Here is a 23,105-nt window from a genome sequence, read left to right as displayed (position 1 = left end):
GCGCGAGGGAAGTAAACAAACCGGGCAATCGTGGTGAACGGGCTGGGTGCGGTAAAGGGTGAAATAGGTCTCAAGTGCCCAAAGGTGGACCAGGGTTGCGCCGAGGGCGCGTCGACTCAGTCCATCCTGCGCGGCGTACCGAACAATCCGGTCTCGGCGTCCGTGGGCTGCGTCATCACATACTGCCGGTCGCGGTCGGCGCACCAGAGCGTGACGCCGTCGGCGAGCGTGGGCAGTGAGTCCACATCGCCCCGGGGCAGCGCCAACGCCCGTCCTATTTCAGCGGCTTCGTCCGGTGACACCCGCTGCACACCGACGAGCCGCGCCTGCCGCAGCAGCCGCGGGGCCATCGGGCTGAGATACGGCAACAGCGTCAGCACCGACTGCCAGGGGCCGGAGACCACGCGCCCGCGCGGCGGCCGCATCCCGCAGTCGCGCACCACGAGCACGGGGTTGCCGGCCGAGGAGCCCTGCGGCGGAACCCGGCCCACGTCGTGCACGCTCATGCCGTTCTGCCCGCCCCCCATGGCGTGCACCATCTGCATCCAGGCCGGTGCCCGCCCCGTCTCCACGGCAACCCGCGCACCCGTGGCCGCCGCCCTCAGCGCGAGCACCTGCGCGGTCCACAGGCCGCCGATCAGGACGACGTCGTACGGTGTCGGCCGGTTGAGCCCCAGCACGGCGGGCTGCCCCTCGGCGTCCACCCCGATGACGACCCCGTCGTCCCCGATGGGCAGCGCGAGCGAGTCGACCTGCTCGGGGGACAGCGCGTGCCGCCCGTGCCGAGGCCCGATCAGCCCGAATCCGCTGCGCACCTGGGCACGCAACCGCCCCGAGGACGAGGCCCGGGAAGAGGTTCCGGACCCGTCGAGGGACCCGGGTTGACGTGTCCCGGCCCCCGGAGCGGGTGACGTCCCGTACGCCCCCGATGCGGTCGACCCGTTGGTCCCGCGTGTGGTCATGGCCATTATCGAACACCCCCGAGAGGCAACGTGGCGAGCACACCGGGCAGTTGCTCGCGGTCGAGCCGGGCCAGCCCCGTCCCGGCCTGACGAGCGGCCTGCTCCAAGGAGCGCCGCGCCGCGACCAGTTCGTCGTCGCCGCGCCCGGTCACCCGCATGTGCCCGCACAGCGACACCTCTTGGCGTTCACCGCGCCGCAGCGTCAGGCTGAAGGTGGTGGCCAGCGCGGGCACCGCCGTGAGCAGCGCGACGAGTTGCGGCAGCGACGGTCCGCCGCCACCGCCCAGTTGGGGCCAGCGCCGCACCCAGTACGTCGTATGTCTGCGGTTGTCGCAGCGCCAGCTGCGGCCGGACTCCTCGGTCCGCCGCGCGGGCACGTCGGTCCGCCCCGCCTCGGCCGTCACCAGAGGGTTGGCGCACGCCGAGGTCGCCACCGCGGCCGTCAACTCCTCCTCATTGAGCACGGTGGCACGAAATCCCGCCCCCGTGAGCCGACTCGCGAGGTGGTCCGTGGCGCGCACGACGCACTTCTGCGCCCCGACGAGTCCGCCACCGCGCGCGGCCACCGCCTCCGGGCACAGCTCCGGATCGAGCTTCAACGCGATCCAGGTGATGCGCACGGCGGGCGCCCCGGTCTGCGACTGGAGGGGCGCGTAATTGCTGACGGCCACGGACTGCTGCGGCAGATGCAGCGCGGGCGCGGGCTGTGTGTGCAGCACGATCTGCGCGGACTCCAGACGGATGTCGTCCACGTCCAGCGCGTCCCGCACCAGCCCGAGGGGGAGCGGCTGACGGCTTCGCTCGGCCCGCAGCGCGGTGGCGTCGGCCTCCACCTGAAGGACGGCGGTCACGAACGTCCCGTCCCCGATCACACCGACGGGCCGCCGGTCCCGGGCGCTGTACGAGGACGTGCGAAGGCCCGGGTCGCACTCCACGGCCGGGGCGAGACCGGGCTCCGTACCGGGCGGTATCGGCGTACTCGCCGCGCGCCGCTGTCGCGCCCGCAACGCCCGTGCCGTGGCGAGCCATTCGGGCAGCGAGCGACCCCGGCGGCGTACGACCGCGAGCAGGACGAGGACGACCGCGACGACGGCGGCCGACATCAGCGCGAGCGGACCGACGACCCATCCCACGAGCAGCGCGGCGGCGGCGATCTCCAGCAGAACGATCCGTTGCAACCGGAACGAACCCGACTGTCCGGGACGCACCTTGAGGTGCACGGCCCCCGGCTGACCCTGAGGCCCCGCGGGAGGGGCGGACCGCTGTGACCGGGCCGACGAGGAGCCTCGCTCCTGCGACCGGTCACGCGACCGGAACCGCGTTCCGGAAGCCATCACTGCATCCCCCCGATTTCCTCACAACTCGCTGGAACAACGCCACCGCACAGGGCCCTTGAAGGCGCCGATACCCTACCCGCTCCACAAGTCCGCTCCCGTACCAGGCATAGTAGGGGGCCGGTCTGACAACGAAGGGCGGGGGACGGTGACCCCCGAGCGCAGCCCAGGCGATTCACGGGGAGACACGGGCACACATGGCATCTCGGCGGGACCAGCTCAACGCCTACACCTTCGCGAAGCGACGCACCCTCGCGTCCTTTCTCCAGCCCTCGCCGGTGGGCTCCGAGGAAGGTGCGCCCAAACCGCTCGGCGCGCTGGTGCCCGGCATCGTCGTCGGCGTGGTGATCCTCGCGGTGTTCGGCGCGATCGGCATGTTCAGCCCGACCGCGCCCAAAGGGTGGGACGCGCCGGAGGAGCACGTCATCGTCGCGAGTGAGTCGACCACGAGGTACGTGGTGCTGAAGACGGGCAAGCAGGCGCAGCTGCACCCGGTCCTCAACATGGCTTCCGCCAGACTCCTCCTGGCCCCCAGCAAGGACAGCGTCATCACCGTCGACGAGAAGATCCTGGACAGCGGCAAGCCTCCGCACGGCGCCACGATCGGGATCCCCTACGCCCCCGACCGCCTCCCCTCCTCCGGCGAGGCCGAGGCCGCCAAACACTGGGCGGTCTGCGAGCGCCCCAGTGCCGGCGGACGGGCCATCCAGAAGGCGGCGTTCGTCCTCGCCAAGAAGGACTGGTCCAGGACCGAGGGCCGCGACAAGCTCTCCGGAGGCGACCTGATGTACGTCGTCGCCCCGGACGGCAGGACCCAGTACGTCGTCGACGCACAGGGCACGAAGTACCGGCTGGCCCGGCCGACCGACACGGAGTTGCTCAAGGCCCTCGACACCCAGGGCCGCGCCCCGCAGCGCGTCTCCCAGGAATGGCTCGACACCCTCCACCAGGGCGACGCGATCTCCATTCCGGAGATCACCGGCACACCGGGCGCGAAGGCGGGCGCCTCCAGCCTCCTTGAGCAGTACGACAAGGTCGGCATGGTCATCAAGGCGTACGACGGCCGGCGGATGCAGTACTACGTGGTGCTGAGTGGCGAGGTGGCCCGTATCTCCGAGTTCACCGCCACGCTGCTGCTCAACAGCGGAGAACTCGTCGGGGTCGGGCAGGCGGGTGAGGCGCAGCAGGTCAGCCCCGGTGCGGTCGTCGACAGCACGACGTTCGGCGGGGAGGGGAACTGGCCGACGTACAAGCCGAAGACGGTGAACGACGGCGCCAGTGCCACCACAGGCCGCAACACGGTCTGCAACGTCCTGCGCTCGGTCGACGGGAAGGACAAGGGCAGGACCACCCTTTCCACCTGGGTGGGCACCGACTTCCCCGCGGAGCTGCCCACGGGTTCCTCCAGCGCGTACGTCACCGCCGGCTCCGGCCAGCTCTTCCGCCAGTTCCAAGGCACGGAGACCGACGCGGGCGGCGTGTTCCTGGTCACCGACACGGGCCTGCGCTACGCCCTGCAGTCCAACAGCGACAGCGCCACCGACGACAGCGGCATCGGCAGCTCCGCCAAGCAGCGCAAGGAAGAGCTGAACGAAGCCAGGATCGCCCAGACCCACCTCGGCTACGAGAAGGTCACCCCCACGCCCATCCCCGCGGAGTGGTCGACGTTCCTGCCGACCGGCCCGCGCCTGTCGGAGGCGGCGGCACGGCAGCCGCAGGGCTCGTAGCCGCGGCGGGGAGGAGAACGAACTCATGCTGAACGCAGGCACGTCGAGGACGGCACGGTTCCGGGAAGGACGCGGTACGAGGATCCGTGGCGCCGTGACCAGGACCGCGGCCCTGGCCGCCGCTACCGCCCTCACCGCGACGACCTCGGTACTGGCCCTGCCGTCGACCGCCGCCCGGGCGGACGACAGCGGCCAGTGCACGTTCCCGTCCACGCAGTACTCGGGCCGCCCCTGGGCGCTGCAGCGCGTCAACCTCGACGAACTGTGGGCGCAGTCCACGGGCAAGGACGTCGAGGTCGCTGTGATCGACACGGGCGTCGACATCAAGAACCCGCAGCTCACCCACGCCGTCGACGCGTCCAAGGGCATGAACAACCTCCCCGTCAAGAACTCCAAGGGCGAGAAGATCGACCGCGGCAACGCCCAGGGCACCACCGACACCGTCGGCCACGGCACGCGCGTGGCCGGCATCATCGCGGCCCGCGCCGTCAAGGGAACGGGTTTCGTGGGCCTGGCCCCCGACGCCACGATCATCCCGGTCAAACAGAACGACGCGGAGGGCGACGGCACGGCCGACACCCTTGCCCGGGCGATCCGTTACGCGGTCGACAAGGGTGCCGAGGTCATCAACATCTCCCAGGACACGGCCAACGCGGTGGAACCCGACACGCGGCTGAAGGACGCCATCGACTACGCCCTCGGCCGACGGGTCGTGGTCGTCGCCTCGGCGGGCAACGACGGCCTGGGCGGCAACGTCAAGATCACCTATCCGGCGTCGTACGAGGGCGTCCTCGCGGTGGCGGCCTCCGACCGCAACAACGAACGCGCCTCCTTCTCCCAGTCGGGAGAGTTCGTGGGCGTGGCGGCCCCCGGCGTCGACATGATCTCCACGGTCCCCGGCGGCGGCCACTGCTCCGACAACGGCACCAGCTTCTCCGCCCCCTACGTGGCCGGCGTGGCGGCCCTCCTGAAGTCCAAGTACCCCGAGTGGACGGCCCGCGAGATCGTCGCCCAGATCGAACAGACCGCGGAACGCTCGGTGTCCGGCCACGACCGCCTGGTCGGCTGGGGCGTCGTCGACCCCGTCAAGGCCCTCACCGACGTGGACCCGGCCCACCCCGTGGAGACCCCCCGGGCCGAGGAGGGACCGACCAAGGCGGAAGCCCCCGCGGTCACCCCCCTCCACTTCGGCGAAACAGCGGACGAACGCAACACCCGCCTGGCGACATACGTGGTGGTCGGGGGCCTTGTGGCGGTGGCGGGACTGGGGGGGACGGCTGTGGCGGTGCGGGATGCGCGGAGGCGGCGGCGGGGGTTGGACGGTCAGGCCTGACGAAGCCGGTCGTGATCACCACGGCGCCGGCCGTCCTGTCGCCAAGGGCGGGCTGCCTCCCGGCGGACCGTGCGCGTGCCTGGCGCCACGGCCTCGGCCGTTCGGCACCCGAACTCCGTGCTGCCAGCCGACTCAGGCTCCGGGTTTACAAGGCTGCTGTTTCTGGAGCGCAGCCGTGTACGCGGAAATCAGGCTCTTCAATGCCGACTCGTCCGACCTCGCCGACTTCAAGACCTTGACGAGGGTGCTGATGTCTTCCTTCTCCACGTCGTTACTCGAACCCTTCGCCTCGCCGGCGGTGAGGTCCTTGTCGGAGACGGGCAGAAGACGAGAGAGCGCGTCGGTGGGAACGGGCACCCCACACAGGGCCTCTGGATGTCCTCCGAGGTCCGTTCGAGAGGGGACAGCAGTGGGAACCCGCTCGCCGCAGCAACGGGCGGAGCGTGCGCTCGCGCATCAAGTCGCCGGGACCTTGGCAGGGAGACGAGCCTTCGAGGCACAACCTGCCTTGGCGGCTACTGCGCGGGCGATGGAGTTGAGGATCACCATGTGATCCCTGGCGTCGGTGTCGCTCCGGAGGGGCGAGGACGATGACGTCATCTCTCCTTTGACGTACTGCGTGTTTCCTATGAACGAGTTGGCCGTTCCGCTGGTGACGCAGGCGAAGTAGAGATCGGCTCCGTTGGTCCCGGTTGCCGCATAGGTGCCCACAGCGAAAGGCACCAGATTCCTGGTCGCTTCCTTGAGAGGTTGCGGGTGCTGTTTCGCCGCGTAGAACTGGATCTGGAGAACCGGGAAATCATTGTCGCCACTGGCCTTGTAGATGTTGCAGCGGCTTCGCCGGGTCGTCTCGTCGTGCAGATGTTGCACAGCCCTGGCCACGGAGAACTTGTTCGGTTCACCTGCGTCGTTGGTTCCGGTGAGTTCTGTGAACTGTTTGGTGCCAGAAAGCCGCACCACCGCGGCAGTGGCCTCGGCGTCCAGGGTGCCGTCGCAGACCTGCTGGGCGGAGACCCCCGCCGGCTGCTCCTTGCCGCCCGACGAACTGGAGCAGCCGGAGACCAAAAGCGCCGCGCTCAGGGCCAGGAGAAATCCTTGGCGTACGGGGGCGGCAGCCCGGGGGAACGTCCAACTTCTCAGTGGTTGATGCATCTCAGTCCTTGTGCGGGGACCTGCCCCGGAAGTCGTCCTCTGCTGAGCCCGTCGCCTCGTAGGTCGCCTTGAGGCTCTGGGTCACTTGCTGCGAGTCGGCCTTACCGCCTGCCTCTTCGTACTTGGAGAAGTAACTCTCATAACTCTCCCCGAGATCGTCAACGCCCCTGCCGTAGAACTGCTGACTGGTGAGCTGGGCCTTCTCCGCCGGGTCCTGCTCCGCACCGTCGGTCGCCTTGTCGATCTCCTGGCCGATGAAGGTGTTCACGACCTCACCGCCGAAGTCCGCGGCGATGGGCGCGATGGCCACGCCCGCCGCGGTCGATCCGGGCACCGGGATCGCCGCGACGCCGAGACCGACAGCCGTGCCCGCGATCAGCTTGCCCCAGTCCGCCGACCGTCCGAGAGACTTGTTGGCGTCATCCGACTCGGCGCCGTAGTCAGAGGTCGCCTGCTGCACTCGAGAGTGGTCGAGAATGCCCCTCGCCTCTGCCTCCATGGACAGGGCGTCCACGCCGCGATCGTAGTTCGTGCTGCTCGTGGGCGGATTCGCATCCAACAGGCTGGCCGTATAGAGGTGCTGTGCGGACACGACGATGCCGTGAGACGTCTCGCTCTGCCCGAGCACACTGAGGAAATTGATCGCCCCTTGGTTTCCGAAGTTGGCGCGCGGCCCTCCGTACGCGGCAGGGAAGTCTCCGCCGTCGCGCGCATGGTCGCCCAGGCCGGACAGGCTGTAGTCGATGTCGTCGATGTACGCACCGGCCATCTTGCCGAGGCTGTCGGCCAGCTCGGGCTGGTTGTGGAGCATGTTCGGGCCGTCTTCGCTGCTGTAGAGGTAGGCCACCTCTTCCATGACGCCCGCGGTCGCGGCAGTGCGGTGTTCGCCGCCGGCCTTGATGGTGTCCGCGCTTGCGTCGTACGGGTAGCCGGTCGTGGCGGCCTCCAGGGCGTGGCCGAGTGAGTCGCGTCCGGCGACGTAGCCGTGCTTGCCATCGAGCGTGATGTCGGACATCCACACGCGATCCTTGGTCAGGTACTTCAGGTGCTCGTTGACCTCGGAGTCCTTGTTGACCGTGTCTCCCGAGCCGTCGGGCTGGGCGAAGAACTGCGACGAGGCGTCCGGGTTGTGTCCCAGTGCCTCCAGGAAGCCTGTCACGGGGTCGCGGCCGCGGTCGTTCTTATATCCCCAGTAGTTGAGGTCACCCTGATTGGCGTTGTTGACCCAGAGGCTGATGCCCTCGCCGTTGACCTGTTTGTCGTAGGCCAAGAGCTTGTCGCCGTAGTCGTTGAGGAACTGGTCGTCGTAGTCGCCGAAACGCATCAGGTTGCTCATGACCGCGTAGCCGGTCGGATTGCTCGCGTCGTCGATGCCGAGTTGGTCCGGGCCGAGCCCGATCATCTGCTTCTCCCAGCCCTCCATCCTGTCGCTGTCGGAGAGCGTGGCCTGGCCGATGGTGATCCCGAGGTTCTTCTGGAGCTGTTTGGCCTGCTTGCCGCGTTCGGGGTCGTACCCGGGCTGGTAGGGGTCGGCGATCCCGGCGTAGAAGGTGAGGAGCTTCTTGGGTCCGACACGCTCGGCGAACTCCTCGGCGAAGAGCGGGTCGTTCTTGTACTTGGCCAGGTTGGCGTTGAGCGTGGCGAGTTCCGTGTTCGTCACGTCGTGCGGGTTCTTGGCGAGGATCTTGGCCATCGCGTCGGCCTCTGCGACGGCCTTCGCCGCGGAGGCCCGATCCTCGTAGTCGGCGCCCGAGAAGCCGTACTTGGCCTGGTCGACGATGAGGCGCAGTACCTTGGCGGCAGTGGAGTCGCTCTCGGCGGCCTTGTCGAGAATGCGCTGGATCTCGTCGCGCAGGGCGTTGGCGTCCTGCTGGCTGGTTCCGTCGTCCCGACCGCTGGGATCGGATGCCCAGTCGGGGCGGGTGGTCCTGGTCACCACGAAGGCGCCGTCGCCCGTGTCCAGTACGGTCAGATTCTTCTTGGTACCGCGCTCGATGGCGTCGTTGACCTGAGTGCGATAGCCGATGAGCTCCCCGCGGGTGTCACTGAGGATGTTCGCGACCGTGTCGGCCTGGGTGTGGGCGTCGGAGAACTCGTCAGCCGTCTTGTCGATGAACTCGCGGGTGACGGTGGCGTTCAAGCCGGCCCAGTTGGCCTTGTGGGCCTTGCCCTTGAGGTTCTTGTCGGCATCCGCGGCGAGCGTCTTGAGCTGCTTCGCCATCCACTCCCAGTCGGTGATCGCCTCATCGAGCTGGTGAAAGTTGCCGTAGCGGAGCGCGTCGAGATCCATCGTCTCAGTCGGCCTTCCGCTCGTCGAAGCCCTTGTCGAGCGTGGTGATGCTGCTGATCGTGCCGGCGATGTAGACCTCGTCGCCCGCGTGCGCGCCCTTGGTGTAGTCGAGGTGGTTGGAGATGTGGGCCGTCGCGTCGAGGAGCGACTGGACCTGGTCCACCCAGTGCTGGGCCACGTGGTCCAGTGCCGAACCGATCTCGTAGCCCTCGCTCTTCAGGCCGCCCGCGGCCTTCATCGAGCTGATACGGGCGTGGTCGCTGTAGTGCTCGAAGGCCTGATGCAACTCGTACGCGGCGTTGCCGACCGCGGCGAGGTCGCTCTGACTGACAGCCAGGTCACCCTGCGGGTTGCCGCTCCCACCGCCGGGATCGGCCGGGAGCTGGTTGAGCTGCATGTGCGTGGAACTCTGCTGGCGCCGCAGTGCCTCACCCTTGAGCTGCTCCCATTCGTCCCATGCCATCCGCAGGCCCCTTCCCCCGTGTATCTCACCAACCGCTTACCGTCCTCTGAAAGCACGCTAACAACTCCGTTCGCCTGGCAGGGGAGTTGCCACGTAGTCGTGATCAAGCATGTGTAGAAGTTTGATGAAGATCGCAAACGGTGCCGCGCCGCCCGCGTCGACCGCGTCGACCGCGCTCATGGTGGACCAGGGTCCCGCTGGGTGCGGTGCGGAGGGGCTGTGCTTCCGTTCACAACAGGCTGGCAAAGTTGGACAAAGTGCGGCGTCTGATGCGGTCCCGTAACTGAGTTAACACGCGGGCCGGTTGGCCCGGATGTGCAGGTTGACTAGAGTGGTAAAGGCGGTGTGAGGTCCGGTTCGCTTTGCGATCGTACGGAGAGCGGGCGAGAGCCTCATTCGACAGACACACGGGGAAACGGGGAGGGAGCGTCATGCTTCCGGTAGACATGGTGGGGGGCGTGTCGGCCTCCAGGGCAGCGAACCTGGAGGCCAGTGGTGAGGCGCTGGGCACGTTCATGAAGCGGGTGGACGCGGTTCTGAGCGACCTTGAGTCGTCGGCCGGCAACCCGAAGCGGGTCGGCGCCCAGACGATCAACGCAGGGTCGCTGAACAGCGGGCACCAGGCTGCCTTCCCTGAAGCGCACGACCTGTACAACCAGTACAACACGGTCCACGAGAAGCTCACTTCTCTGTCGAGGACCCTGCACCTGCAGATCGAGGCGATCGGCATCGCCGTTCAGGGCGCGTATCGGGGATTCGACCAGCTGGAAGAGGAGCAGCGTCGGCGCTTCTGGGAGATCCAGACCCAGATCCAGGAGATTCAGGGCGATGACAAGCACGCTGGTGACGGCAACAGCGGCATGAGGTTGTGACGATGACCGACAATCAGCACAAGGCCGACCTGGACCGAGTCTCCAACCAGAACTCCTTCACCGATCTCGCCCGGGGCGTCGAAGAGCGACCGCGAGGAGGCGGGCTCTTCGACAGACTTCTTTACGACCCCCTGCGCACAGCGGTCGAAGACACCCCGTACGGGCATGCCATGCACGGCCGTACGAACTTCGAGCGCCACGATCTCAACCAGATGCTCGACCTGGTCGAGCAGACGAACCCGGAGGATCTGGAATCCTCGGGCAAGGCCCTGTGGGACGCACGGGACGCCATCAAGGCGGCAGCCACGGAACTCGGCGGTCACATCGACAACGTCCACTGGGTCGGTGAATCGGGTGATGCCTTCCGCGATTGGGGCCGCACGCTCGTCACCAACACACACGATCTGAGCGACTTCGCCGGAGGAGCGGGCGATCAGATCACCGCCGCTGCCGTGGGCCTGGCGTCCGTGCGCAGCGCCATGCCGCCTCGCGATCCGCGAACGAACCCGTTGCTGCCCGGAAAGTTGCCGGAGGCCAAGCAGGTCGAGGGCAATCACGAGTACACCGTTGCCGTCCAGCAGGAGAAGCACCGCCAAGAGGCGATCAACCAGATGAATCGGTTGTCGTCGTACTACGCGGTGTCCGGGGAGCAGCTGAAGGCGCTGAACGAGAAGGCTCCTACGTTCGACAGCATGCCGGATGTGGGGGTGCCGAAGCCCCAGCCGACATCGAAAGCCATTTTTTCCGATGGGGATTCCGGCTCACGTGCGTCAGGAGGGACTGACGCACCTGCCGTCGCCAGTCATCACAACGCGGCGGTTGCGTCACCGGGCCATGTCAGCGTGCACGGCACAAGCCACACGCCGACGCCGCCGAAGGACGTCACCGGTGAGATTGCGTACCCAGATCCCCCTGTCGGTACGAATATCGACAGTGTCGGCACGCTGCCACCGCCGTCCACTGCGCCCGCGAGCGGCCACACTCCGCCGATCGTGGGCACGCCTGCCACGGGCGGCGGCCCTACCAGCGGCTTCGAGAGCGGCTACGGGACTCCAATCCCCAGTGGCGTTTCAGGCCGGGGCGTGGGAGCAACAGGCGGTGTCCGAAATTCCGTGTCAGCTCAGGGCCGAGCCGGTACGTCCGGCTTGAGCAATTCGGGCTCTGGGCGTTCTCCCGCGGGTCGAGGGCCCATGAGCGAGATGGGCCGCGCGACAGGGACTGGTCAGCCGGTTGCCAAGGGCACTGCTCCGGGGGCGAAGTCGTCTCCGATGGGACGAGGCGTCACCGGTGGTACCCCGCGGGCCCGTGGTACGGCAACGCCCCGAGTCAACGGTGGCCCGACCACCGGCGCTGGCCGCTCCAACGGCGTGGTCGGGGGGCGGCCCACCAGTGCCGGCGGCAATTCGGCGAAGAACGGATCCAGGATCCCCCGAGGCACGGTCATCGGAGGCGAGGAAACGGCCAACTCCCGTCCTGTCGGTGGTCGCCCCGGACAGCGTGGTGTCTTCGGCGCGTCCGAGTCCACGGCGAGGTCCGGTACGAGCGGAACCACATCACGCGGTGGTACGGGAACGTCCGAGGCCGTGACCGGTAGGCCGGCCGCGCGCAACTCCGTCGCCCGAGCCGAGCGCAACGGTATGACGCGCGGCGGAGCCGGGCTTGTACGCGGGCCTGGTGGCCGCGGAAAACCCGGTGACGAGGGGGAGGCGGAGGGAGCGCCGTGTCCTGACCGCTTGGGTGAAGACGAAGAGACACACCTGCCCACCAAGCCGCGGCGCGATGTGCCGCCGGTCATCAACTGAGCGCGAGCGAGGACAGACAACGCCATGAAGTCAGGGATCAGCCGACGAGCCGAGCGGGCTGCGCTCTTCAGTGCGCGCTGCGGAAGACGAGTGCGTGCTGCGGGTGCGGTCGTCGGCGCCCTGGCTGCTGTGACCGTGGGGTTCGCCCCGAGTGCCGCCGCGTACGACGCCCAGTCGAAAGAGTGGTACCTGGCGCCGATGCAGGCCGAGCAGATGTGGAAGGTCAGCACGGGCAAGGGCGTCAAGGTCGCTGTCATCGATACTGGGGTGAACGCGAATACGTCCTCCCTCAAGGGGCAGGTCCTGACCGCTGAAGTCCCCGGCTCGGTCGCCTACCGCGCTACGGACGACTATGAAGGTCATGGAACGACCATGGCCGAATTGATCGCGGGTACGGGGGCAGGCGGCGGCCTGAAAGGACTAGCGCCGGGTGCGAAGATCGTTCCGTATCGCGTGGAGTTCAAGGGCATGAAGGGCGGGGCGGAAGAGAAGCGCAAGACGCCCGAGCCCGAGGACGCGATCAGGGCAGCAGCTGACACCGACGTAAAGATCATCAATATGTCATTCGGTTCGGATTTGATCGATCCGGATGAGCAGGCGGCGATCAAGTATGCCGCTTCAAAGGGCAAGTTGCTGATCGCGGGCGTCGGAAATGAAGGCACGGATACGGGCCACATTGGTTACCCTGCCGGCTACCCCTACGTGATTGGCGTGTCGTCGATGAATGCGTCCGGCACGGTATCGAAATTTTCCTCATACGGAAACTATGTCGACCTCTCGGCGCCGGGCGAGGGGATTCCCGCGTGGTGTGACACCACTTTTCGTTCGTACTGCGACAGAGAGGGTACGAGCGCTTCAACCGCAATCACCGCCGCCTCCGCCGCCCTCATCTGGTCGGCTCACCCCAACTGGACCGCGAACCAGGTCACCCGCTCACTGATCGACACGGCCAGCCGTACCTGGGCGAAGGACAACCCGAGCAAGTACGCCGGATACGGGGCCATCCGTCCCCGTAAGGTCCTCGAAAACTCTGACTACAACGCTGGTCCCGCTAACGCTGACCCCCTCTCGAAGGAGAACGGCGGCAAGCCGGCGACAGAAGGCTCCGCCTCGCCCTCCGCGTCTGCATCAGCCCCGTCACAAGCCCCGAACACCACTTCAGGCGGCCAGACATCAGCGGCAGGATCGAACGCGGAGTCGTCAAGTGACAGCAATTCCCTGTGGATCGCGCTGGGCGCGGCCGCCGCGGTGATCGTGGTCGGAGGCGTCGGCGTGGCTGTGCTGCGAGCGCGACGCGCCAGGTGAGGTAGTCGCCGTCCGAGCCCCGTGCCGTTCGGGACGGGGCGTTGTGGAGCGTGCTCACCGCCGACGGGCGATGGGCCGAGACAGTCGGATCAACAAACAGACAGAGGAAGGACAGGCTGAATCATGGCCGACAAGCAGAAGCTCGAAGATGCCGCAGTAGTCGAACTTCAGAAGAAGATGTACGAGAAGTACGACGGCATCCGGAAGCGTGTGCACGGGCTTCAGGGAGTCATCGACGGGCTTGAGGGCCAGTGGCAGGGCATCGGTCGCGCCGCGTTCGACAAGAAGCAGTACGAGATCAATGAGTCCCTGCAGAACATCGGCAACATCCTCGGTGACGTCATCGAGGCGATGACCGCGACGCGCAACATCAAGGACAGCAAGGAAGACGAGGTGCGCGCGGCCGTCAACAAGATTGACGTCCAGGACGGCGCTCCCACGGTCCAGTCGTCTTCCCTGAGCTCCTACTGAGTCGAGCGGTAGTCAGGAACTCGGCCGGGCATCCGGCATCTATCAGGCATACGAGCGAGACGAGGTAGACGGGCATGAGCCGTAACTCCGATGGGCTGTCGGTCACTTATGACGGGCTCGACTTCGCGGCGACCACGATTGGTAACGAGGCGAAGCAGCTTGAGCAGGATCTGCAGGAGCTCAAGCAGTTGGTGGTGAGCAGCCTGCAGTACTGGGAGGGCGAAGCCCAGGGCACCTTCAACGAGAAGCTGCACAAGTGGGACAAGGAAGCCAACGACATTCACACGGCGCTGACGGGCATCGGCCACGTTGTCTACACGGCGGGCGGTACCTACATGGAAGGCGACAAGAAGGGCGCCAGCTACTTCCAGTAGAGCGAGCGGCACAGAGGAACACCGGGGTGGGCGCGCACGGGAGGCGCCCACCCCGCTGCTGTGTGGTCACGGGCAGGTGACGGATGTGCTGTACCGAGTTCTGGGCGCGGAGGGCGGGCCTCGGTGGCGTACGGCTCCTGCTCGGGCCGTGGTCCTGGTTGGACTGCGCGCGTACCGCTCGGGAGGAACGTGCCCGTGGCGAGGGGCGTGGACGGTGGTGTCCTGTGATGCTGTGGTGGCTGAAGTCCCTTGGCTCGGCAGAGGCCGTGCGGGCGAGGCGGCACGTATCAGATATTAGTGGGGCGCCTGTGCCGTTTTGAGCGTGCGTATCAGTTCGTGCAGAGCGGCGGGAGTTGTGGTGAGGGTGACTTCCGGTTTGTCGCTTTCCCGGAGGTGGATGGTGTTGGCGGTGGAGGCCGTGAGATAGACGCAGTTGGCGGCCTCGGCGCTGTGCGTGGACTTCTGCCAGGTGAGTTCGGCCATGTCGGGAGGCTCCTTAGAGGTCCTGGGTGATGCGCTGGATGAGGTCTCGGGACTTCGGTTCGGGGAGGGCTCGCGATTCCATGCGGTCCAGTACGGAGCGGTAGCGGTTCAACTGGGCTTCCGCGTCGAGGAACTCACAGCCGTGGTCTGTGTCAAGGACGATGGTGTCCAGCTGGGGGACTTGGCCCACCGCGTGCGTGATGGGTTGGCCCGACGCGGGGAAACCGGTCTGCCCGAACGGGAGTACCCGGACAGTGATGGTGGAGTCCTCGCTCATCTCCAAGAGGTATTGGAGCTGCGCGCGGGCGACCTCCGGTCCCCCGAAGCCCATCCGTAGCGCGGCCTCGTGAACGATGGCCGTGTAGGGAGTGGGGAGGCCTTCGAACAGAACGGCTTGGCGTTTCACACGGTATGACACGCGGTGCTCGATCTCGTACGAGCGCAAGGGCGGAACGGCCTCGCGCACGGTCGCCCGGGCGTGTTCCGGGGTCTGTAGCAGTCCCGGCATGTGAATCGTGACGGCTACGCGCAACGCGGTGGCGTGGTGCTCAAGTTCCGCCAGGTCGAGGAGGCCGGACGGGAGGGTGTCGCGGTACTCCTCCCACCAGCCGCGCATGCGGCCACCCGTCATCGCGGCGACGGCGTCGACATACTCCTCGTCGGTACAGCTGTAGTTGTGCGCAAGTGCGCGTACGCGGTCGGCGCTCACGGCGTACCGTCCGGCTTCGATGTTGCTGATCCGCGCCTGTGGACCACCGAGGAGTGCGGCGGCTGCGGTAGATGTGAGTCCCGCGCGTTCGCGCAGTTTCCGGAGCTCGGCGCCCAGGCGCTGCTGGCGCAGGGTCGCGGTGGGGGTGGGGGGCATCGTGAGTCGACTCTCCTTGATGCGGGTTTGCGGCGTCACTCACACGGGTGGTGATTGGTAGATCTTCGCGGACTCAATGGAAGAGCTTACATTTCAGCCGCTACGTTATGCGACGTAAGCAGCTCAACTGCCCGCCCATAAGCCGGAAGCGCACCAACCCAGGCACTGCCGCCGCCTGGCGCGGCTGTTGAGCGAGTCCAAGTCCCCCTTACTTCCCGGAGTCGTTCATGGTGACCGTATCCCCGCCCGACACCTGGGTGTACGCCCTCCGCCTGCCCCATGACCCCCGCGCCGCACGCGTCGCACGCATGACCGTGCGGGCCGCGCTGAACGGGCACGGCATGCCCGAAGCCCTCGACGTGGTCGAGCTGCTGACGTCCGAGTTGGTCACCAACGCGTACCGGCACACGCAAGGGCCCGCCTCCCTGCGCCTCACCGCGCTGGGAGACGGACGATTGCGGGTGGGCGTATGGGACACGAGCTCCCACATTCCCGCCCCCTTCGACAAGCCGCCCGGCGACTGTGTCCCGCCCGCCCCGCTGGACACCGGTGGCGGGCGCGGGCTGCTCCTTGTGCAGGAGTACGCCGATTCCTGGGGCGGCTGGCCCCTCGGTGACGGTCTGCTCGACCGAGGCGCCGGAAAGTTGCTGTGGTTCGAGGTTGGCGCGGGCGGGATGGGCGGGCGGTAGAGCCGCTGGGACCAATGGGCGGATTCGTTATACCTCCCCGTCCGCCACCAACCCCACCTGAACCAACGGCTTCCCCCGCTTCCGTGACACGAACACGCCCCGCCCCGCGGGCATCGGCCGCGGCCGTACCCCGCCCAGCAGATCGCCCTCCGCCGGATCACCCGCGAGGACCACGCCCTGCGCGCCGAGTTCCTTGATGCGCTGCATGAAGGACTCGTAGCCGGCGCGGCCGCCGCCCGCGGTGGAGCGGGCGATGATGAAGCGGACGCCGACGTCCCGGGCGAACGGCAGGAGTTCCGTCAGGCCCGCCAGCGGATTGCCGCTCGACGTGGACACCAGGTCGTAGTCGTCGATGACCACGTACACATGCGGACCGCGCCACCAGCTGCGGTCGCGCAGCTGCTGCGGAGTGACGTCCGCGGTGGGTGTGCGGCGCTGCATCAGGTCGGCGAGGGCATCCATGTGGTGCTGCATCTGGTTCGACATGGGGATGTACTCCGCCAGATGCGAGGGCGGGGTGACGCCCAGCAGGGAGCGGCGGTTGTCGACCACGAACAGCTTGCAGGCGTCGCCGTCGTAGCGCTCGGTGAGGCGCTTGATGATCAGCTTCAACAGGTTGGACTTGCCGGACTCGCTCTCGCCGAAGACGAGGAAGAACGGGTCCTGCTCAAAGTCCACGAAGACCGGTTCGAGGTTGTCCTCGTCGAGGGCGAAGGAGACACCGCGGTTCGGGAACCGGTCGCCTGAAGGGAGCTGCTCCGCCGGGAACTCCCTGGGCAGCAGGCGTACTTCGGGAGCCCCGGGCTGCTGCCAATGACGGGCGACCTCGGCTGCGAGGGCCGTCGTGGCTTCCGCCAGGTCCGTGTCGGAGGACAGGCCGTCGATCCGCGGCACCGCCGCCATGAAGTGCTGCTTCTGCGGGGTCTGGCCGCGCCCCGGCACGCCCGTGGGTACGTTGGCCGCGACCTTGCGGTCGAACTCGGAGTCCATGGGGTCGCCGAGCCGCAGCTCCAGGCGGTTCATCAGGTGGTCCTTGAGGTTCGCGCGGACCTCCATGGAGCGCGACGCGGTGAGGATCACATGGATGCCGTAACCGAGGCCGCGCGCCGCGATGTCCAGCACCAGCGGCTCCAGCGCCTCGTAGTCCGTACGGAAGTTGCCCCAGCCGTCGATGACCAGGAAGACATCACCCCAGGGCTGGTCGGCCACCGAGATGTCACCCCGCGCGCGGCGTGCGCGGAACTCCGCGATCGAGGAGATGCCCGCGGAGCGGAAGTACTCCTCGCGGCGGGTCATGACGCCGTACACCTCGGCCGTCGTGCGGCGCACCTTCTCGGGGTCGAGGCGCGAGGCCACGCCGCCCACATGCGGCAGACCGGCCACGGCCGACAGACCGCCGCCACCGAAGTCCAGTCCGTAGAACTGCACTTCGTGGGGGGTGTGCGTGAGCGCGAACGACGCGACGAGCGCGCGCAGCAGCGTCGACTTGCCGGACTGCGGACCGCCGAGGATCTGCATATGACCGGCCGCGCCGCCGAAGTCCGTCCACAGCGGGTCGCGCCGCTGCTCGAACGGCTTGTCGACGATGCCGACCGGGACGACGAGCCGGCCCGCGCCCTCGTAACCCGGCTGGGTCATGCCCCGGCCGGACACCGGAGCGAGTCCGGGCAGCAGGGAGTCGAGCGACGGCGGGCTGTCCAGCGGCGGCAGCCACACCTGGTGGGCGGCCGGCCCCTGCGCCTCCAGCCGCCGTACGATCACGTCGAGCACGGTGTCGGCGAGCGCGTCGTCGGGCTCGTCGGGAGCTTCCTGACGCTGCCGCGGCACCGCCGCGTACTGCACCGGGACCTCGGCCGCCGTGAACAGCACGGGCCTGCGGTCCACCGGGAGCGGCCCGCCCAGCGCCGCCGCCTGCTGCGAACCCGAGCGGTACACCCCGGAGACGTACGCCGCCTTGAAGCGCACCATTTCGTCCGTGCCGTACTTCAGGAAACCGGAGCCCGGGACGTTCGGCAGCTCGTAGGCGTCGGGGACGCCGAGTGCGGCACGCGACTCCGCCGCGGAGAACGTCCGCAGACCGATCCGGTACGACAGATAGGTCTCAAGGCCCCGCAGCCGGCCCTCCTCCAGGCGCTGCGACGCGAGCAGTAGATGGACGCCCAGCGAGCGGCCGATGCGGCCGATCTGCACGAACATCTCGATGAAGTCCGGCTTCGCCGTGAGCAGCTCGCTGAACTCGTCGATCACCAGGACGAGCGAGGGGATCGGCTGCAGCGGGGCACCGGCGGCGCGGGCCTTCTCGTAGTCGTGGATGTTCGCGTAGTTGCCCGCGTCGCGGAGCATCTCCTGACGGCGGTTCAGCTCGCCGCGGATCGAGTCGCCCATGCGGTCGACGAGGGTCAGGTCGTCCGCGAGGTTGGTGATCACCGCCGCGACGTGCGGCATCTGCGCCATGCCCGCGAACGTCGCACCACCCTTGAAGTCCGCGAGGACGAAGTTCAGCGTCTCGGAGGAGTGGGTGACGGCGAGGCCGAGGACCAGCGTGCGCAGCAGCTCCGACTTGCCGGAACCGGTCGCACCGACACACAGACCGTGCGGGCCCATGCCCTCCTGCGCCGCCTCCTTGAGGTCCAGCATCACGGGCCGGCCGTCCTCGCCGAGACCGATCGGCACGCGCAGCCGCTCGGACTGCGAGCGTGGCCGCCACGTCCGCTTCGGGTCGACGGAGGCCGCGTCGCCCAGGTTCAGCAGATCCGTGAACTCCAGGTTGGCCAGCAGTGGTTCGTCGTCGTCCCCGCCCGACGCCATGCGCAGCGGCGCCAGCTGCCGGGCCAGTGCTTCCGCGGCCTCGTAGGAGAGAACGTCCGGCGTACCGTCGTAGACCATGCCGTGCGCCGACTCCAGGCGCAGCTCCTGCGCCCGTACGACGACCGAGAGGTCGCCGCGTCCGGCGGTGAGGTCGCCGGGCACGACCTCGATGACCGTCACGCCCTGCAGACCCTCGGGACCGGCCAGGAAGGACGTGGGGGGCAGGGAGACGCCGTCGAGCACGACCACCAGATGCGGCTGTTCGGGAACCGGCGCTCCATCGGGGTGGAAGCGCGGGCGACCCTGGAGACAGGGGGCGAGCAGGTCCTCCAGCTGCACCGGATCGGTCGTGATCAGGCGAGTGCTGCCCGCGCCGTCCGTGCGGCCGGGCGCCTGCGCGTGCGGCAGCCACTTGGCCCATTCCCACGCAGGCGCCGACTCGCGTCCGGTGGCGACGGCGACGACCAGGTCTTCGGGGGAGTGCAGCGAGGCGAGGGAGCCGGTGATCGCGCGGGCGGCGCCGCGCACGGTGTCCGGCTCGCCGCTGATCGTCACGTGGTAGAAGGCCCGGAGCGAGACCGCCATCGGCAGGTCCTCAAGGGTGCTGTGCGTGGCCAGGAAGCGCTGCATGGCACCCGCGGTGAGCGGCTCCAGCTCGTCCACGGGCCCGGTCTGCGGCGCGAACAGCGGAGTGGCCAGGGCCTGCGGGCCGAGGCCCACGCGCACCTGCCCGAAGTCCTCGTCGCCGCTGCGCCGCTCCCACACCCGGCTGCCCTCGGCGACCAGCGCCCACAGTTGCTCCGGTGAAGGGTGCAGGTAGTACTGGGCGTCGCGCTGGACCTGCGCGGTTTCCAGAGCCGTACGCCGGGTCTGCGACAGATAGCGGAGGTAGTCGCGGCGCATGTCGGCCATCTGCCCCTGGTTGCCGCGGCGGTAGCGGACCAGCATCGAGACGCCCATGGCGACCGTGGAGGCCACCATGACCATGCCCATGATCTTCATGAAGGGCTGGGCCGAGGGATTGAAGAAGAACACCACGGAACCGCCCATGCCGAGCATGGGCAGGAGCTGCATCAGAGCGCCTTCCTGCTGCCCGCGCGGAAGCTCCGGCGGAGCCTGCAGTACGACCTCGTCCGTGGGCACTTCCTTCGGCAGCGCCCGTGGTGGGCGCTTGACGACGATGTGGCTCACTACGCACCAATTCCCTTGCCGGACCGAGCTGTTTCCGTCCGCCGCCCCGTGTCAGGCGGACGTCGATCGCGAACGCGATCCTACTGAGAGCCACTGACAACGGCGGGCGGTAGGGTGCCCGTGAGACGTGTGAGCAGTTGCGAATCGAGCCGGGAAAAACGGGCAATCCGCGACGCTTCGAAACAAGCGCCTCCCGCAAACTCCGGGCGCGACGGCCCAGTTGACCGGCGGCGCGGGCAGTGCGGCACAACCTACACAGGATCTTTACGGGTGGATGCGTGCGCGGCGGCTCCGTGCCCATCACCGACGAGGGGGAACAGCGGGTGAGCATGATGGCCTCCGCGCCGGCCGGCGCGACCGGCGGACCGGGCACCGGATCCCCTTCGGGGGCGAACATGGGGTTCGGCTTCTGCCGGGTCACCATCGTGGCACCCGACGGCCGCATCGATGTGGCACTGCCCGACGACGTGCCGGTCGCCGACCTGTATCCCGAGATCCTGCGCCTCTCCCAGCAGAGCCCCGACGAGGGCGCCCCCGTCGGCTACCACCTCGTACGCCGTGACGGGACCGTCCTCGACAGCGCCCGGTCCTTCGCGGCGCAGCGCATCCTCGACGGGGAACTGCTCACCCTGCGCCCGTTCTCCGAGTCGCTGCCGCCCGCCGTCTTCGACGACGTGTCCGAGGCGGTGGCCTCCGCCGTCACCAGTGACCGCTCGCTGTGGAACGGCGAGTTCACCCGTGCCGCCGGTCTCGTCGCGGGCGGCATCCTGCCCACGCTGCTCGCGTTCGTGGCCTGGAGCTCGCAGATCCGGCACGACATGCACAGCCTCCAGGGCATCCTCGCCGCCGTCACCGGAATCCTGCTGGCCACCATCGCGTGCGTGCGGACCCGCGTGTACGGCGACCGTGGCTCGGCCGGCGCCCTCGGCCTCGGCGCGCTGCCGAATGTCGCCGTGGCGGGCTCGGGACTGCTGCCGTTCTCCGAAGGGCAGGGCATCGGGAAACTCCAGTTCCTGCTCGCCTGCGCGGCGGTCCTGGTCGTCTCCGTCGTCCTCACCCTGGTGTCACCCAGCGGCGACGGCCCCTTCGTGGCCTTCGTGTTCGCCTCCGCGGTCGGGCTGCTCACCACGTTCGTCGCGATCCTCGCGCACTGGAAGCCCATCGAGACGGCCGCCGTCTGTGCCCCGCTCTCCGTCTGCGCGCTCGCCTTCCTGCCGGGCCTGTCCATGCGCTTCGCGCGGCTGCCCATCGGCTTCGAACCGCCCAACCCGGCCCGCGGCGGTTACGCCACCGCGGGCGAGCCGGCCGCTCAGGAGCCCGTCGACGCCGAGCGCGTCGCGGCCCAGGCCCGGCGCGGTCACGAACTGCTCGTCGGCCTCGTCGGCGGCTGCGCCCTCGTCGCGGTCGGCGCCTCGATCGTCCTCGGCTTCTCCAGCAACGTATGGGCACAACTCCTGGCCCTCGCGACCGGCATCGCCATGCTGATGCGTGCCCACCTGTTCCGCTACACCGCGCAGGTCGGCGCCACCCTGGCCGCGGGCCTCGCCGCTCTTGTCTTCCTCGGCCTCGGGCTCGCCCTGAACCCGCCCCAGGGGTACTGGCGCGACGCCCTCCTGGGTGACACCACCGCCCTCGACATCCGCAGCGTCTGGCTCGCGGCGGCGGTCGGCGCGGCCACCGCCCTGGTCACCGCCATCGGCCTGATCACCCCGCGGCGCGGCCTCACCCCGTTCTGGGGGCGCTTCCTGGAGATCGCGGAGAGTTTCGTCCTGCTCACTCTGATTCCGCTGGCCCTGGCGGTCTTCGACGTGTACGGGCAGGCGCGGTCGATGACCAGCTGACGACCCGGTGGTGAAGGTGAAGGGGGGTGGCACGCACGGCGTGCCACCCCCCTTCACTGCTCTCCGGTCATCCGGCGGCGAGCCCGCCATTGTGCGGCGCCGGTTCCAGATCGAACTCCCCGTCCCGCGCCCCCAGCACGAAGGCCCGCCACTCCGCCTCCGTGTAGCGCAGGACCGTGTCCGGGTCGAGCGACGAACGCATGGCCACCGCGCCCTCGGGCAGGTACGCGATCTCGACCCGCTCCTCGTGCTCCTCGGTGCCCGGCGCGCTGTGCCACTCGACGTCAGAGATGTCGAGGGCGTAGAGCTCGTCCTTCTCCCGCTCCTTGCGCGCCTTGACGTCGACGTCCGTTTCCGATTTCGTCTCCGTCGCGACGCCGTTGTCCGCCTTGTCCGCCGCGTCCGCTGCCTCGGCCATGTTCAAGCGGCCCCTTCCCCACGTACGAATGACCTGTTCCGCTGATCTGTTCCGTCACCCTAGTGGCCGGGTCCGCCCCGTTCGGAAGGATCGGGGACCTGGAGAGATGCATCCGGCCAGGCTGGTACGCTGTGTTACGGCCGTTTGTGTACGCACCCCCGGAGCCCATCGCTCTGGAGGCCGCGCCCAGCGGATCCCCGCCTCCCGAGTAACGGAAGCTCCCCTGAGATGTGGACCAGGGGCACTCGGTGGCTACTCAGAGACTACGAGGAGTACGCGTGTCGCTCGACGCCGCTACGAAGAAGCAGATCATCGGCGAGTTCGGTCAGAAGGAGGGCGACACCGGCTCCCCCGAGGTCCAGGTCGCCATGCTCTCGCGCCGCATCTCGGACCTGACCGAGCACCTCAAGACCCACAAGCACGACCACCACTCCCGTCGTGGTCTGCTGATCCTGGTCGGTCAGCGCCGCCGGCTGCTGCAGTACCTGGCCAAGAAGGACATCCAGCGCTTCCGTGCACTGGTCGACCGCCTGGGCATCCGCCGCGGTGCGGCGGGCGCCAAGTAAGACGCCGTGAAGGGAGCGGTTCCCACCTCTTGGGAGCCGCTCCTTTTGCTGTACATGCTGCTGTGCCGCACGTACGTACGTATTGCTTACGTCTGTGTACGTCTCTGTACGTGCGGAGTGTCACTGACGCTTTGTAGTGTGGTAGCACAACGCAATACG

20 protein-coding genes are annotated in these 23,105 nt (G+C 68.2%); 10 read left to right on the top strand and 10 right to left on the bottom strand.

Annotated features, from left to right (window positions below):
• Positions 1–116: 116 nt before the first annotated feature.
• The gene (locus RV986_RS14670; protein WP_475917827.1) at positions 117–968 is read right to left on the bottom strand and encodes a hypothetical protein; all 852 of its coding nucleotides are present in this window, start codon (positions 966–968) and stop codon (positions 117–119) included.
• Positions 968–2,296, bottom strand: coding sequence for a type VII secretion protein EccE (gene eccE, locus RV986_RS14665; RefSeq protein ID WP_475917826.1), 1,329 nt, complete (start codon positions 2,294–2,296; stop codon positions 968–970). The genes RV986_RS14670 and eccE overlap by 1 nt, the downstream gene beginning before the upstream one ends.
• Before the next feature lie 197 nt (positions 2,297–2,493).
• Between eccE and eccB the strand changes: the two genes are divergently transcribed.
• Together eccB and mycP are read left to right on the top strand one after the other, a co-directional pair.
• Complete coding sequence (gene eccB, locus RV986_RS14660) at positions 2,494–4,023, top strand: type VII secretion protein EccB (RefSeq protein WP_475917825.1); 1,530 nt, start codon at positions 2,494–2,496, stop codon at positions 4,021–4,023.
• Between the two features lie 112 nt (positions 4,024–4,135).
• Positions 4,136–5,356, top strand: coding sequence for a type VII secretion-associated serine protease mycosin (gene mycP / locus RV986_RS14655; RefSeq protein ID WP_475924285.1), 1,221 nt, complete (start codon positions 4,136–4,138; stop codon positions 5,354–5,356).
• Positions 5,357–5,488: 132 nt separating this feature from the next.
• Here the strand turns inward: mycP and RV986_RS14650 are convergent, their stop codons facing one another.
• The 4 genes from RV986_RS14650 to RV986_RS14635 all read right to left on the bottom strand — a co-directional run bounded on the left by RV986_RS14650 (position 5,489) and on the right by RV986_RS14635 (position 9,261).
• Positions 5,489–5,713: a hypothetical protein gene (locus RV986_RS14650; RefSeq protein ID WP_475917824.1), complete on the bottom strand. Its 225-nt coding sequence runs from the start codon at positions 5,711–5,713 to the stop codon at positions 5,489–5,491.
• A 99-nt stretch (positions 5,714–5,812) separates the two neighbouring features.
• On the bottom strand, positions 5,813–6,508 hold the full coding sequence (locus RV986_RS14645; RefSeq protein WP_475917823.1) for a hypothetical protein: 696 nt from the start codon (positions 6,506–6,508) through the stop codon (positions 5,813–5,815).
• Position 6,509: 1 nt separating this feature from the next.
• Positions 6,510–8,798, bottom strand: coding sequence for a hypothetical protein (locus tag RV986_RS14640; RefSeq protein WP_475917822.1), 2,289 nt, complete (start codon positions 8,796–8,798; stop codon positions 6,510–6,512).
• Positions 8,799–8,802: 4 nt separating this feature from the next.
• On the bottom strand, positions 8,803–9,261 hold the full coding sequence (locus RV986_RS14635; protein WP_475917821.1) for a hypothetical protein: 459 nt from the start codon (positions 9,259–9,261) through the stop codon (positions 8,803–8,805).
• Positions 9,262–9,692: 431 nt separating this feature from the next.
• On the opposite strand from RV986_RS14635, the gene RV986_RS14630 reads away from it, so the two are divergent.
• The 5 genes from RV986_RS14630 (at position 9,693) to RV986_RS14610 (ending at position 14,085) form a co-directional block, all read left to right on the top strand.
• Entirely contained in the window at positions 9,693–10,133 is a 441-nt protein-coding gene (locus RV986_RS14630; RefSeq protein ID WP_475917820.1) for a hypothetical protein, read from the top strand.
• Between the two features lie 2 nt (positions 10,134–10,135).
• The gene (locus RV986_RS14625) at positions 10,136–11,935 is read left to right on the top strand and encodes a WXG100 family type VII secretion target (RefSeq protein ID WP_475917819.1); all 1,800 of its coding nucleotides are present in this window, start codon (positions 10,136–10,138) and stop codon (positions 11,933–11,935) included.
• Positions 11,936–12,025: 90 nt separating this feature from the next.
• A complete protein-coding gene (locus tag RV986_RS14620; RefSeq protein WP_475924284.1) occupies positions 12,026–13,240 on the top strand; it encodes a S8 family serine peptidase in 1,215 nt (404 codons plus the stop codon).
• Positions 13,241–13,363: 123 nt separating this feature from the next.
• Positions 13,364–13,711 carry a WXG100 family type VII secretion target gene (locus RV986_RS14615; RefSeq protein WP_475917818.1) on the top strand — a complete coding sequence of 116 codons (348 nt, stop codon included), beginning with the start codon at positions 13,364–13,366 and terminating at the stop codon, positions 13,709–13,711.
• A 74-nt stretch (positions 13,712–13,785) separates the two neighbouring features.
• Positions 13,786–14,085: a WXG100 family type VII secretion target gene (locus RV986_RS14610; protein WP_475917817.1), complete on the top strand. Its 300-nt coding sequence runs from the start codon at positions 13,786–13,788 to the stop codon at positions 14,083–14,085.
• 294 nt (positions 14,086–14,379) lie between these two features.
• Here RV986_RS14610 and RV986_RS14605 read toward each other — a convergent pair whose 3' ends face one another.
• Both RV986_RS14605 and RV986_RS14600 read right to left on the bottom strand, forming a co-directional pair.
• Complete coding sequence (locus RV986_RS14605) at positions 14,380–14,568, bottom strand: DUF397 domain-containing protein (protein WP_475917816.1); 189 nt, start codon at positions 14,566–14,568, stop codon at positions 14,380–14,382.
• Positions 14,569–14,581: 13 nt separating this feature from the next.
• On the bottom strand, positions 14,582–15,433 hold the full coding sequence (locus tag RV986_RS14600; RefSeq protein WP_475917815.1) for a helix-turn-helix domain-containing protein: 852 nt from the start codon (positions 15,431–15,433) through the stop codon (positions 14,582–14,584).
• A gap of 227 nt (positions 15,434–15,660) precedes the next feature.
• On the opposite strand from RV986_RS14600, the gene RV986_RS14595 reads away from it, so the two are divergent.
• On the top strand, positions 15,661–16,122 hold the full coding sequence (locus RV986_RS14595; protein ID WP_475917814.1) for an ATP-binding protein: 462 nt from the start codon (positions 15,661–15,663) through the stop codon (positions 16,120–16,122).
• A 27-nt stretch (positions 16,123–16,149) separates the two neighbouring features.
• Here RV986_RS14595 and eccCa read toward each other — a convergent pair whose 3' ends face one another.
• The gene (eccCa, locus tag RV986_RS14590) at positions 16,150–20,121 is read right to left on the bottom strand and encodes a type VII secretion protein EccCa (RefSeq protein WP_475917813.1); all 3,972 of its coding nucleotides are present in this window, start codon (positions 20,119–20,121) and stop codon (positions 16,150–16,152) included.
• Positions 20,122–20,450: 329 nt separating this feature from the next.
• On the opposite strand from eccCa, the gene eccD reads away from it, so the two are divergent.
• A complete protein-coding gene (eccD, locus tag RV986_RS14585) occupies positions 20,451–21,962 on the top strand; it encodes a type VII secretion integral membrane protein EccD (protein WP_475924283.1) in 1,512 nt (503 codons plus the stop codon).
• Between the two features lie 67 nt (positions 21,963–22,029).
• On the opposite strand, the gene RV986_RS14580 is transcribed toward eccD, so the two are convergent.
• Positions 22,030–22,380: a DUF397 domain-containing protein gene (locus tag RV986_RS14580; RefSeq protein ID WP_475917812.1), complete on the bottom strand. Its 351-nt coding sequence runs from the start codon at positions 22,378–22,380 to the stop codon at positions 22,030–22,032.
• Between the two features lie 278 nt (positions 22,381–22,658).
• Here RV986_RS14580 and rpsO point away from each other — a divergent pair, with 278 nt between their 5' ends.
• The gene (gene rpsO / locus RV986_RS14575; protein WP_073494901.1) at positions 22,659–22,946 is read left to right on the top strand and encodes a 30S ribosomal protein S15; all 288 of its coding nucleotides are present in this window, start codon (positions 22,659–22,661) and stop codon (positions 22,944–22,946) included.
• The last annotated feature ends 159 nt before the right edge of the window (positions 22,947–23,105 follow it).

The organism is Streptomyces sp. RLA012 (assembly GCF_056270325.1).
Note: the sequence above shows the minus strand (reverse complement) of the source record. Positions and strands in the feature narration are given on the sequence as shown.

Excerpts from the sequence above, each read along its gene's own strand:
- RV986_RS14645 (WP_475917823.1), bottom strand. The coding sequence starts at position 6,508 with ATGCATCAACCACTGAGAAGTTGGACGTTCCCCCGGGCTGCCGCCCCC.
- RV986_RS14670 (WP_475917827.1), bottom strand. The coding sequence starts at position 968 with ATGGCCATGACCACACGCGGGACCAACGGGTCGACCGCATCGGGGGCG.
- RV986_RS14615 (WP_475917818.1), top strand. The coding sequence starts at position 13,364 with ATGGCCGACAAGCAGAAGCTCGAAGATGCCGCAGTAGTCGAACTTCAG.
- RV986_RS14630 (WP_475917820.1), top strand. The coding sequence starts at position 9,693 with ATGCTTCCGGTAGACATGGTGGGGGGCGTGTCGGCCTCCAGGGCAGCG.
- RV986_RS14625 (WP_475917819.1), top strand. The coding sequence starts at position 10,136 with ATGACCGACAATCAGCACAAGGCCGACCTGGACCGAGTCTCCAACCAG.
- RV986_RS14580 (WP_475917812.1), bottom strand. The coding sequence starts at position 22,380 with ATGGCCGAGGCAGCGGACGCGGCGGACAAGGCGGACAACGGCGTCGCG.
- RV986_RS14600 (WP_475917815.1), bottom strand. The coding sequence starts at position 15,433 with ATGCCCCCCACCCCCACCGCGACCCTGCGCCAGCAGCGCCTGGGCGCC.
- RV986_RS14605 (WP_475917816.1), bottom strand. The coding sequence starts at position 14,568 with ATGGCCGAACTCACCTGGCAGAAGTCCACGCACAGCGCCGAGGCCGCC.
- RV986_RS14610 (WP_475917817.1), top strand. The coding sequence starts at position 13,786 with ATGAGCCGTAACTCCGATGGGCTGTCGGTCACTTATGACGGGCTCGAC.
- RV986_RS14595 (WP_475917814.1), top strand. The coding sequence starts at position 15,661 with ATGGTGACCGTATCCCCGCCCGACACCTGGGTGTACGCCCTCCGCCTG.
- RV986_RS14635 (WP_475917821.1), bottom strand. The coding sequence starts at position 9,261 with ATGGCATGGGACGAATGGGAGCAGCTCAAGGGTGAGGCACTGCGGCGC.
- RV986_RS14640 (WP_475917822.1), bottom strand. The coding sequence starts at position 8,798 with ATGGATCTCGACGCGCTCCGCTACGGCAACTTTCACCAGCTCGATGAG.
- eccB (WP_475917825.1), top strand. The coding sequence starts at position 2,494 with ATGGCATCTCGGCGGGACCAGCTCAACGCCTACACCTTCGCGAAGCGA.
- eccE (WP_475917826.1), bottom strand. The coding sequence starts at position 2,296 with ATGGCTTCCGGAACGCGGTTCCGGTCGCGTGACCGGTCGCAGGAGCGA.
- eccD (WP_475924283.1), top strand. The coding sequence starts at position 20,451 with ATGATGGCCTCCGCGCCGGCCGGCGCGACCGGCGGACCGGGCACCGGA.